The 10,643-nt window shown below is 57.9% G+C and carries 10 protein-coding genes; 3 read left to right on the top strand and 7 right to left on the bottom strand.

Annotated elements, in window-relative coordinates:
* Positions 1-127: 127 nt before the first annotated feature.
* The 3 genes from CU669_RS20655 to CU669_RS20645 all read right to left on the bottom strand — a co-directional run bounded on the left by CU669_RS20655 (position 128) and on the right by CU669_RS20645 (position 1,561).
* Positions 128-376 (bottom strand): hypothetical protein, encoded by a 249-nt coding sequence (locus CU669_RS20655; RefSeq protein WP_112147478.1) that lies wholly within the window; start codon positions 374-376, stop codon positions 128-130.
* Positions 377-603: 227 nt separating this feature from the next.
* Positions 604-1,029, bottom strand: a complete 426-nt coding sequence (locus CU669_RS20650) for a Fur family transcriptional regulator (protein WP_112147477.1) — start codon at positions 1,027-1,029, stop codon at positions 604-606.
* Between the two features lie 106 nt (positions 1,030-1,135).
* Complete coding sequence (locus CU669_RS20645) at positions 1,136-1,561, bottom strand: MerR family transcriptional regulator (RefSeq protein WP_112147476.1); 426 nt, start codon at positions 1,559-1,561, stop codon at positions 1,136-1,138.
* A 99-nt stretch (positions 1,562-1,660) separates the two neighbouring features.
* Between CU669_RS20645 and CU669_RS20640 the strand changes: the two genes are divergently transcribed.
* Complete coding sequence (locus CU669_RS20640) at positions 1,661-3,958, top strand: heavy metal translocating P-type ATPase (protein ID WP_239988825.1); 2,298 nt, start codon at positions 1,661-1,663, stop codon at positions 3,956-3,958.
* 144 nt (positions 3,959-4,102) lie between these two features.
* The gene (locus CU669_RS20635; protein ID WP_112147480.1) at positions 4,103-4,543 is read left to right on the top strand and encodes a response regulator; all 441 of its coding nucleotides are present in this window, start codon (positions 4,103-4,105) and stop codon (positions 4,541-4,543) included.
* Between the two features lie 117 nt (positions 4,544-4,660).
* Here CU669_RS20635 and CU669_RS21940 read toward each other — a convergent pair whose 3' ends face one another.
* The 4 genes from CU669_RS21940 to CU669_RS20615 form a co-directional block, all read right to left on the bottom strand.
* On the bottom strand, positions 4,661-6,223 hold the full coding sequence (locus tag CU669_RS21940; RefSeq protein ID WP_239988823.1) for a bacteriohemerythrin: 1,563 nt from the start codon (positions 6,221-6,223) through the stop codon (positions 4,661-4,663).
* A 13-nt stretch (positions 6,224-6,236) separates the two neighbouring features.
* Complete coding sequence (locus CU669_RS20625) at positions 6,237-7,088, bottom strand: bacteriohemerythrin (RefSeq protein ID WP_112147474.1); 852 nt, start codon at positions 7,086-7,088, stop codon at positions 6,237-6,239.
* A gap of 274 nt (positions 7,089-7,362) precedes the next feature.
* On the bottom strand, positions 7,363-8,004 hold the full coding sequence (mamQ, locus tag CU669_RS20620) for a magnetosome protein MamQ (RefSeq protein WP_112147473.1): 642 nt from the start codon (positions 8,002-8,004) through the stop codon (positions 7,363-7,365).
* 327 nt (positions 8,005-8,331) lie between these two features.
* Positions 8,332-9,183 carry a CZB domain-containing protein gene (locus tag CU669_RS20615; RefSeq protein WP_112147472.1) on the bottom strand — a complete coding sequence of 284 codons (852 nt, stop codon included), beginning with the start codon at positions 9,181-9,183 and terminating at the stop codon, positions 8,332-8,334.
* A gap of 354 nt (positions 9,184-9,537) precedes the next feature.
* On the opposite strand from CU669_RS20615, the gene CU669_RS20610 reads away from it, so the two are divergent.
* On the top strand, positions 9,538-10,491 hold the full coding sequence (locus CU669_RS20610; RefSeq protein WP_146747835.1) for a hypothetical protein: 954 nt from the start codon (positions 9,538-9,540) through the stop codon (positions 10,489-10,491).
* Positions 10,492-10,643: the final 152 nt, after the last annotated feature.

Below are 10,643 nucleotides of genomic sequence, written 5' to 3'. Positions count from 1 at the left end.
ATCCCCCACGCCCGCGACATCCGCCTGTTCGTCAGCCCGGCGCCCGCCGTCGCGGCAAGGGCCTGAGCAAGAGAGGGTACGGCCCGCGCCAAGGGCGGCGGGCCGTTATAATTCTATCACAGAAGGGTCAGACCCGGCGGGGGCGGGCGGCGGCGGATCCGTAGATCAGGCCGGCCATCAATCCGACGGCGACGGCGGCCCCCAGAGGCCCACCAGCCAGGGTGCCCAGACCGACACCGGCCATCTTGCCCATGGTCAGGAAGCCCGCGGCCTTGGCGGTTCCCGCCGCCACGGCGCCACCGGCGCCAGCGACGGTGGAACGAACAACCGTGCGGGATCCGGCGGAAGAAGAGAAGGTGGCGGCTTGACGGCTCATGGGGCATCCCCTCAACTGTGATTGCGAACAACTCGCATCCATAGGAAGCCGCAATTGCCACTCATTGTCAATGGGTATTCGCATCGCTCCCGCTGAGAATGATTCGTGGGGACGTGGTCGGCCGTAAGGCGTCCGCGCCGATCAAACGGCGTAAGCCAAGGGTTCCGGAGGAACCCGCCCGGCGCCTGTGGGCCTCGGCGATCGGTTTCGATCACCGAGATTTGGTCTCAGTCTGCCGCCTCGTCGGTCGTCAGGGGGATTCCGAACAGCTCGAGTCGGTGGCCCACGACCCGGTAGCCGTAGCGTGTGGCGATCGCTTTTTGCAGGGCCTCGATCTCTTCGCTGGTGAATTCGATGACCTTCCCGGTTTTCAGATCGATCAGGTGATCGTGATGGTCGTCATCCGCTTCTTCGTAACGGGCGCGGCCATCGCCGAAATCATGCCGCTTCAAGATGGCGGTTTCCTCGAACAGCCGCACGGTGCGATAGACCGTGGCGATGCTGATATGAGGATCGATCTGGGCCGCGCGGCGGTAGACTTCCTCCACATCCGGGTGGTCGGCGGACTCGGATAGGACGCGGGCGATGACCCGGCGCTGGCCCGTCATTTTCATGTTCTTGTCGATGCAGCGCTGTTCGATGCGAGAAATCATGGCTGTCTTATCCGAATATTCCTGCCGGTTCAGTGGGGAACGGTACCATCACGGGGGCCATTGGAAAAGCGCGATAGCTCAACCGCGCGTTTTGCCGCCGCCGTGGTCATATGGTGTCCTGTTGTGCCGCGCCGGGGGCTGTCAGCGAGCCGATGATCTGGCATTGGGCGACCACCTGTCCGCAGCAATTCTTCATCGCCCTTAATTCGTCGCGCAACAAGGTGAGATCGGCGATTTTCCGTTCCACCTCGTCAAGATGGAGGGCGACCATCCGATCGGCGCCTTCGCAGGGCGCATCGGGCCGTTCGGCCAGAGTCAGCAGGGCACGGATGGAATCGATGGAAAAGCCCAGATCCCGGCCCCGGCGAATGAAACGGAGCCACTGGAGATGGCGGTCCTCATATTGACGAAAGCCACCCTGGCTTCGTGTCGGCGGCGGCAGCAGCCCGATCTTCTCGTAATAGCGGATGGTTTCGATGTTGACGCCGGTCTGTCGGCTGAGGCCGCCGATATTGAAGGGCTGAAGCGTCATGATTTTCCGTTGACTCTGTAGTGGCTCCAGGGTCCATGCTCCCCTTGTATTGGGGGATTGTCCAGCGCGAACACGGGCCGCTTCGAAGGAGTTCGGGTCATGTCGGAAGCCAAGCCTTGCTGTACCAGCACATGTTGCGGTGGCGGCGCGTCAGCTGTTCTTCCCCCGGTCCTCCCCGCTGGGTTTCCCTCTGCGGCGGTTCCGCCATCCAAGGCGGCTAAGTCCCGGGCCTTCCGCATCACCGGCATGTGCTGCGTCGAGGAGGTGCGGACGCTGAAGGCGGTTGTCGGTCCGCTGGCCGGGGGGGACGAGCGTCTGAGTTTCGATCTGCTCAACGGCAAGATGACCGTCCCGGCGGACATTGACGGCGATGCGGTGATCGCCGCCGTTTCACGCACGGGAATGGAGGCGAAGCCGTGGGAATGCACCAGCGTGGCCGAACGCGACAAGGCCAATTCCCGGCGCCAGTTGCTTCAGGCGGTTCTGGCGGGGCTCAGCGGTGGCGCTGCGCTGCTGGGGCAGATCCTCGGCCAAGCGTTCCAAGCCCCGCTCCCCGGCCAGATGGCCGAGGCCGTGGCCGTGGCGGTGGGGTTGTGGATGGTGCTGCCCAAGGCGCTGCATGCCGTTCGCTCGCTTCGACCGGACATGAATTTGTTGATGAGCGTGGCGGTCTTCGGCGCCATGGCGCAGGGAGACTGGATGGAAGCAGCCACGGTTTCGGCGCTGTTCGCGCTGTCCCTGGCGCTGGAAAGCTGGAGCGCCGAGCGCGCCCGCCGGGCCGTCGCCGCGCTGATGGACCTCACCCCGCCCATGGCGCGGGTAAAGGAGGCCGACGGAGACGAAGCCCTGGCGGCGCCGGAGGAAGTGCCCGTGGGGGCCGTCTTCGTCGTACTGCCGGGCGAGCGCATTCCCCTGGACGGCCGTGTCCTGGTGGGCGAAAGCATGGTGGATCAGGCGCCGATCACCGGAGAAAGCGTGCCGGTGCTGAAAAGCGTGGGCATGGAGGTGTTCGCGGGCACCATCAATGCCGACGGCGTCTTGGAGGTGGAAAACCTCAAACTGGCCGGGGAAACCACCCTGGCCAAGGTGGCCCGATTGGTAGAGGAGGCCCAGGGCAAGCGATCCAAGGTGGAGCGCTGGGTCGATCGTTTCTCGGCGATCTATACCCCTGTCGTTCTGGCCGGTGCCGTGGCGGTGGCGATGCTGCCGCCGCTGGCGCTCGGTCTGGACTGGTCCGAATGGATCTATCGCTCCTTGGTGCTGCTGGTCATTTCATGCCCCTGCGCCCTGGTGATCTCGACGCCTTTGACGGTGGTGGCCGCCATGGCCTCGGCGGCGCGGGCCGGTGTGCTGGTCAAGGGCGGGGAATATCTTGAAACGGCGTCACGGCTGTCCGCCATCGCCTTCGACAAGACGGGAACCGTGACCTTGGGCCGCCCCACCGTCGAGCGGGTGATGGCGTTGGACGGTGGCGACGAGGGCACGATCTTGCGCCTTGCGACGGCGCTGGAGGCGCGCAGCACCCACCCCCTGGGCCGAGCCATCCTCGATCACGCCGCGGCCGGAGGCATTGCTCCGACCCCGGCCGAATCCATCCAGTCCCTGCCCGGCAAGGGGATTTGCGGGATCCTCGACGGCAAGACGGTGTGGCTGGGCTCCCATCGTTACGCGGTGGAGCGGGGCGCCGAGACACCAGCCGTGCGCGACGCGGCCCTGGCCTTGGCGGAAAGCGGGCGATCGGTGGTGGCGGTGGGCGATGACACCGGGGTGCGTGGACTGATCGCTCTGTCCGATCCCATTCGTCCGGAAGCCGCGACGGCACTGGCGGCGTTGCGCCAAGCCGGGATACGCAAGCTGATCATGCTGACCGGAGACAACACCGCCACCGGCGAGCGAGTGGCCGCCGCCCTGGGCTTCGACCTCGTCCTGGCGGAACTGTTGCCCGAGGACAAAGGCGAGGCCATGGACGATCTCGCCCGGCAATTCGGAACCGTCGCCATGGTGGGCGATGGCGTCAACGATGCTCCCGCGATGGCCCGCTCGTCCCTGGGCATCGCCATGGGAGCCGCCGGAACCGATACCGCCATCGAAACCTCGGATCTGGCGCTGATGTCCGACGATCTGACCCGGTTGGCCTGGCTGATCGGCCATTCCCGCCGGATGATGAAGGTCATTCGCCAGAATATCGCTTTCGCCATCGCGCTGAAGGCGGTGTTCATGGTCCTGGCGATTTTGGACATGGCGACCCTGTGGGGAGCCATCGCGGCGGATATGGGGGCGGCCCTTCTGGTGGTCTTCAATGGATTGCGCTTGTTGAAGGCGACCGCTGCTCCGAGGTCCGAGGAAGACACGGGGCTATCCTCTCCGTCGAAGGCCTTCGATCAAAGGCTTGCCTAGACCATCATGCGTCATGTGTGGACGCTCGATGCTTGTCTTATGAATCTCCCCGCCGTGTCCGGTCTTTTGGAGGGCTACGACACGTGGTACATATTGGTTAAGTGTCGATCAATTGACCGCCAACAAGTTGAAAGTGTAACAGATATGTTTCCACGAATCCGAAGGGCACTAGTCGTTGATGACGCCAAGCCGATGCGGCAATTGATCAGAATCGCTCTGGGCTCCTTCCATTGCCGCGATGTCATCGAGGTGGAGGATGGCACTCTCGCATTCGGTGCCGCCAATATCGTCAGTCTTGAAGACGGCGAATTGAAAGATGGCAGCACTGACATCGTTTTTCTTGACTGGATGATGCCCATGCTCGACGGCATCGCCTGCACCAAACTGATCCGTTCGGGTGGCCTTGACGGCTTTGATGCCGAAGTTCCAATCGTCATGGTCACGGCCAGGACGGAAGATGAATGCGAGAGAGCCGCTTTGGATGCGGGCGTCACCGTCTTTGTCAGGAAGCCCGTCTCACTTCGCTCGCTTTCCGCCGCAATCGCTGAGGCCCTGACGAAGACATCGCAGAAGATACGGGCGTAGATGCCCCTTTAGACAGGGGGGATTGCCACGCGAACGGCCGAGACCGGCTTTGCCGGGAATGTGATCAGAGGGCGTCAGTATAACAAATATACAATCATGAACCGTAATGCTGTTTTGCTATTCCTCAGCAATGTCAAGGTTCCGCAAAGACGCCGCTGATCCAAGCTCAATTTCCATGACTTTCGCGGCCACCTTATTTGCCTCGAAGGCCGCGGTTTTCGCGGTGGCACTCATGGCGTCCAATCCACCGATTACCGCAGCCAAGCTTGCGACCCGGCCCGTTTGTCGCCGCAATACATCCCCGATTCCAAGGGGGATGCCCTGCTTGCCCGACAAAATATCACCGCAGAACTGGATGATCTTTTTTGCAGCAGTCTCGGCCAGCGAATCCGCACTTTTCGTAAGTGCGTGCCGTATCTCGCCCAGTCTCTTAAGTTGAAAATTAGAGCATCCACTCACCTGCACCCGCGAGTCCGCAAGCTCCATAAGGTTGATCAATCTCTCGGTCGACTTTGAGACGTCATGCATAATTATTTTTTTATGATAATCATCTGTCGTTGAACTGGTCTGAAGGTCAGTATTCATAATTCTTGCGGCCAACTGATACGCATTTTCGATCACGATGCCAGTTTGCTTATGAATGGTCTCGATGCCGACAGCATCATCATATTCGCCATTCATCTTGGCGATCATGATGCGGTCAATGCTAACAATATGCGTGACAAGCCAATTATATATTAGAAAAAATAACTTCTCGCTTCCGCCGTCCTTATGAAGATTGTCGCGATCGATTCCATCAAGCTTTTCAACGAAGCTCGCATGAATTCTCTTGTGTTTGTCTCTTTCGTCATAATCAAAGGAGTCCATGAGAGACTCCTCATGTTTAAAATGCATCTTCACATAATCTGAAAGAGCGTCATGAACGTCATCGACCGCCTTGTTTTCATATTCCGCACTTGAGGTCGAGCCAAGTATCTTTAGAAAATCAATAATTTTCCGGTGCTGATCATCGATGTCATCCCGGCCCGTGGCAATCGCCGTAGACCATCCGATCTCAGCCTTCATATCGACCGAAGATGAAGGAGGAGGTGCCTCTTCGGGGGGGGCTTGCCGCTTGGCCCGCCGCTGATCGGCGGAAGGAGCAATCACAGGAGAGCCTTCTTGACGGCGGGTCAGGGTATCATCCGCCCGTCTAAACGGCCCCTTGTAGCCCTTCATGATGGCAGAGCGTCTGTCCGGCCCATGGAAGCCCGACGAGGAAATAAAAGCCTTCTGCGACGTCATCGCAGCCGTGATCGCAAGTTGCAGCGAATGTCGGGTTATGGGCAGGGTGAGCGAAGCGGATATGCCCGCGTCTCTCGCCGCGATTAGCTCATCGGCGGTCCACTGGTTATCCAGGGCGATTATGGGAAGGTATTGGGGGGGCGGACCTTCGCCCCAGCGGACATGCTTCAAAATCGTTAGATGCCCCGTTCCCCCAAGTTTGTCGCACAGGATGATATTTATATTTAATGCATTCCCACGCTCGAGGTGTAGCATTGTATGACTAATGTCTTTTGTTTCTTCTTGGACTGCAAAGCCACACTCCCGCATCACGGAAACAATAAGCCTTCTGGTTGCCGTGTTTCCAATAGCAACGAGTGCATTCACGTCAAATGAGGATGATGCCGTGATTGCCATATGCGGTGTCTGCCTACAACTTACCAGAACGATTCTTTAGGACCTGGAACAGAAACTTTGACAAATCTCTTGGATTGAAAGGCTTCTTCAATGCTCCCGTTGCGCCGATCGCCATGGACTTGGCCATTAGGTCATTGTCATCCGTGGCCGAAAATATAATCACAGGGATACAGGAGATATAGTTCTTTTGGCTGGCCCTAATCGCCCCTACAACGGAAAATCCGTCCATTGGCTCCATGTTTAAGTCCGTTATTATGATGTCCGGGACGGGATCGCTGAATGCCAGTTGAAGCCCCTCAATTGCATCGGATGCCTCAAGTACGACGGAAGCCCCCATTACGTTCAACAACTTGACCAACAGTGCTCTACTTGTCGCATCGTCATCAATGACGAGCGCCGCCATATCCGAAGACGGTAGGCGGAACAATTTCTGTTCACCATCAGGTTCTGGGCATTCATTCGAGGGAGCCACCCACTCCCGCAAATTCGTATCAAACTTTTTCACATGTCCAATAAGCCATGTCTTTAGAAACTCGTTTAATTCTGAAATGGATTTCTCATTAAGCGGCCGCGATTTCGTAACAAAATATGCCCTGGCAATATCCTGAACCTGTTCCAGCAGTGCCTTGTGTTCGTGAAAATGCATATTTTGGTAAGGATACATGCACTCCCGCTGAATTTTCTCTTCCCTGGCGAAGTGCTCTCGACCATAAGAAAGCAATGCCTTCAGTGTTTCATGCATCAACTTCTCATTGTTTATCGATGCAGAGTGGTCGTTAAACTCATTAATGATATCTATAAGTCGCTGATGATCAGTATCAATGACAGGGTGCCCGATACGAAGATCATCAGTTAGTTCAAGCATATATATATCTCCTATGAGTTCATTTCCGGGCTCGGATTCTATCGCAAGATAGGTCGTCTGGCGTTCATCGACAGCATGAGGCCCGCGGCGGTTTCTCTAGCGGGCCAACGGACCATCACCACCGATCCGCCGGGGGTATCTACTGGACCGCCCTGGCGATGGCCGAGCAGATCGGCATCGGGCACCAAGCGTTAGATTGCGTCCACTGTCAGCACAAATAAATACTACGTATGCGCTTAACAAAAGTGGCGGTAACGCCCTAAAATGATGATCGTCATTGTGACGAATAATTCCCCAACGGAATCAATTGCTCATATATTTCGGGAGTAACAATTGGTGAGTTAATAATTTCTGTACTCTTTTGGTTTTGCTGAAAATACTCTCGTTCCTTAAATCCTGTAAGCATCGCAAGATACTTCCATGGCAGCTTTCTGATTTCAGAATTAAATTTCGCAGCGGATTCATTGTATGTCACCCTGTTGTTGGCTATCCTTTCTTCCATTTCAACCAAGGATGACATCGTTAATTTGTATGATTTTACGGATTTAATATCCGGATAGCTTTCTGAATACGCCATGATCTTTCCGTATGCAGCGCCATATCCGTCTTTGGATAAGGTTTCGTCAAGCCTCAATATGTCATTTTTTATTGCACTATTTGATGCGACGTCCGCGCGCATATCCGTCCCATGGTTAAAGACAGAACTTTCAAGTGCGGCGTGATTAACTGTTAACTTAATCAAGTTACCAAATAAATTATTTCTTCGTTGAATCTGGACCTCAAAATTAGACCTTTTTGATTGAGCGTCCTCGCGCATTGTCAGGAATTCATTGTACCGAATGAGCGACAATGCAAACACTGCGAGAACAGTGAGCGCGGAAAGCACCCGAAAAATATATCTGAATTGCAGTCTCATTGTGCCCTTTTTGACTCAAGCCGATATTAGTCCGGATTTTCCAGATTGACAGCCCAACTTTCCTTTGTTGGCGGCAGAATAGTCTGTTCTTGACCCAATCGGAAGGCTGAATGACATGACGGCGGCATCCGCTACGGCATGGTGGCCGCCTCGATCGCCATGACCACCGTCTGCGCCCCCAATCGATCGGGGACGCCGGGCACGCTCACGGCTTGGTCGAGATGGCGGTTCCAGATCGAATCTTATGCCACGTCCCGATGAGTCTTTTTCATCGGGACGTGGCATATGGGCTGGCGAATTCTCTATGAAAATATGAATTCGGCGGGATCAGAGCGAGGAGGTTCCAACGGACAGAACCTGGGAATCGGCCAGATCGACCTGAAGGCGGGTCAGGAGCGTGATGATCTCTCCGCTCAGGGCCAGGGCTTCCTCATACGCCTCGTCGGCCGTGCGCAGTCTTCCGTGATTAAGGGAAGAGATGACCTGGTCGACCTCCCGATGAAACTGCTTGTGGACGGTGTCCAGGTTTTTCAGCGCCGTGGTCGCGCCCAACTCTTTCATAGCGGTTCCGTGTATCCAGATGCCCAGGCTGCACTCGTCGCTCGGCTGGGCGCGCATGGCCTTGCCATGGCCCCGGAACGCCATTTGCAGATCGCGGATCCACTTCAGATGGACAAGCCGAGCGCCGGTGACGTTCAGGGTGTGGCGGCCGCTGCTGGCTTCGCCCAGGGTTTGAATGGAGATGATACTGTGGGGGCGCGGCCTGGGGAGCAGCGCCCGCGTCAGCCGGGACAGAATATCCTTGGGCTGGGGTCCGGTCATTGCCGCTTCGATGACATCCAGTTCCAGGGAGGTCAGCAGGAAGAGAATTTCACCACTCAGCTTGCGGACGGCGGCCATGGTCTCGGCGGCGCGTTCGGGCTTGCCTGCCGCGCAGGCCGACAACGTCTCCTCGGCCATGTGATGAAAGCGCTTATGGGCGGTTTTCAACTGCCAGACCGCCCCCAACTTGCCATAGCGACCAAGGCCGGTGCCGTAAATCCAGGTGCCCAGATCGCAATCTTCGTGCCCTTTCAACGGCTCGTCCGGTCCTTCTCCGTTCACGGCCTTTTCCAGATCGGCTTCCCAGCGAAGATGGGAAAGTCGGGCGGCGTTGACGTCAAGTTCGGTTGCGATCATCGAATTCTGTCCTTGAAAGCCCGTGATGCCTGTCTCGTGGCCACGTTCCTCCTGTATATTGGGCGCGGTGGCGGGCTATCACTGACAATTGTCAGCGGATTGGTGGATTGGCGCCAAACCCGCATCACGCGGCAGGGCCGTAATCCGGCGGCAGCCATCGCGGTCATGCTGGCGGGCCGGGTCATTTTTGACAATCCGCCCCGGGCAATGGCATCATGACTTTCGCCGCCGATGCGGGGTTCATTCCGGTCGGGCTACGCGGCGCCACTCAATCGAGGCCAGCAGCACGGAGACCAGGTCGCACCTTTCCGCAACACGCAGGGGGAGCGCGACAGACAGTGGAAAGATCGCCCCATGTGCGCCGAATACATGCCAGCCCAACCATCAAGCAGCCGACGAAGCTGGGAGGATCTCCGCACACTCGAGCGTGACTATTTTCTGCTGGCGGCATTCGGCGGCCCGTCCGAATGGCAGCCCGTCATGGAAAACCTTGATCTTGACCGGGTAGAGGCTGCGCGTATCGCCAATGCCATGTCCCCCCTGGCCCAGCCGCCCAAGTCAATCGAGGAGCGCAGTCAGCGAGAGCAGGACGCATTGACATTCCTGGCCAATCGCCCTTTGGGCTCGGCACTGAAGGAGGCGATGGGGCGACGTGACGGAAGTCTGGAGATGCCCCTAGAAGAGTCGGCGGCGCAGTTCCGGGCGAGAGATGGGGCGCCATCCGAGGTTCGAACCGGCGCTTTCTATCATCCCACCAATGAGGTGCGGCCTCGATATGGCCATGAAGGCCAGGGGCCGCGCGGTGGCGTTACGGCGACCTTGAACGCGGCACTTAAAGCCGCGCGCAATGCCAGCTATCACATGTCACGCACCCTCTCCGGAGGGGCGAAAAGGCACCTCCTGCCTCGCATCGAAGCCATTGGCGTCGCCATTCGGAAGGGCGCGGGGGAGATGATCAGCGCCGTAGCGACCCGCCAGGGAAGAGCGAGCGTGAACCCGCTCATGAGTATGGCCGCCGAGAACAGCGCCGGTATCACGCCCACTTCAGATCAGGATCTACGGGAAGCATCGGTCGAACGCTGGCGCCAAATGGGAGAAACCATTAAGGCCATGACCGTTGCTTCTGCTCTGCGCGGCTACCCGCCCGCTCTCGAATTCGTCCGGATCATCGCACCGGACATCGGGCCTTCCGATGATTCGAGGATACGGGTTTCCCTAAGACGCTATCGCCACATACAACGCGCTCTTAAGCGCGGCGATTCTCTATTCTACCGGGCCTATCGATGGGCTCTTCCGCCCGAAGGCTGATGGGGGGATTACCCTCCGCCCGTCATTCTGCTGACCCGGAGTGTCAGGATCGTCGGGCACTCAATAGTCGGGGACTGACCTGCCGTGGGAATCCTCCTCCAGTCTGAAGTAGAGTCCGGCCCTGACAAGGACGGACGAGATGAAGCGCAGCA

Source organism: Paramagnetospirillum kuznetsovii (assembly GCF_003284725.1).
Lineage (GTDB): Bacteria > Pseudomonadota > Alphaproteobacteria > Rhodospirillales > Magnetospirillaceae > Phaeospirillum > Phaeospirillum kuznetsovii.
This window is presented reverse-complemented; position numbering and strand designations above follow the sequence as displayed.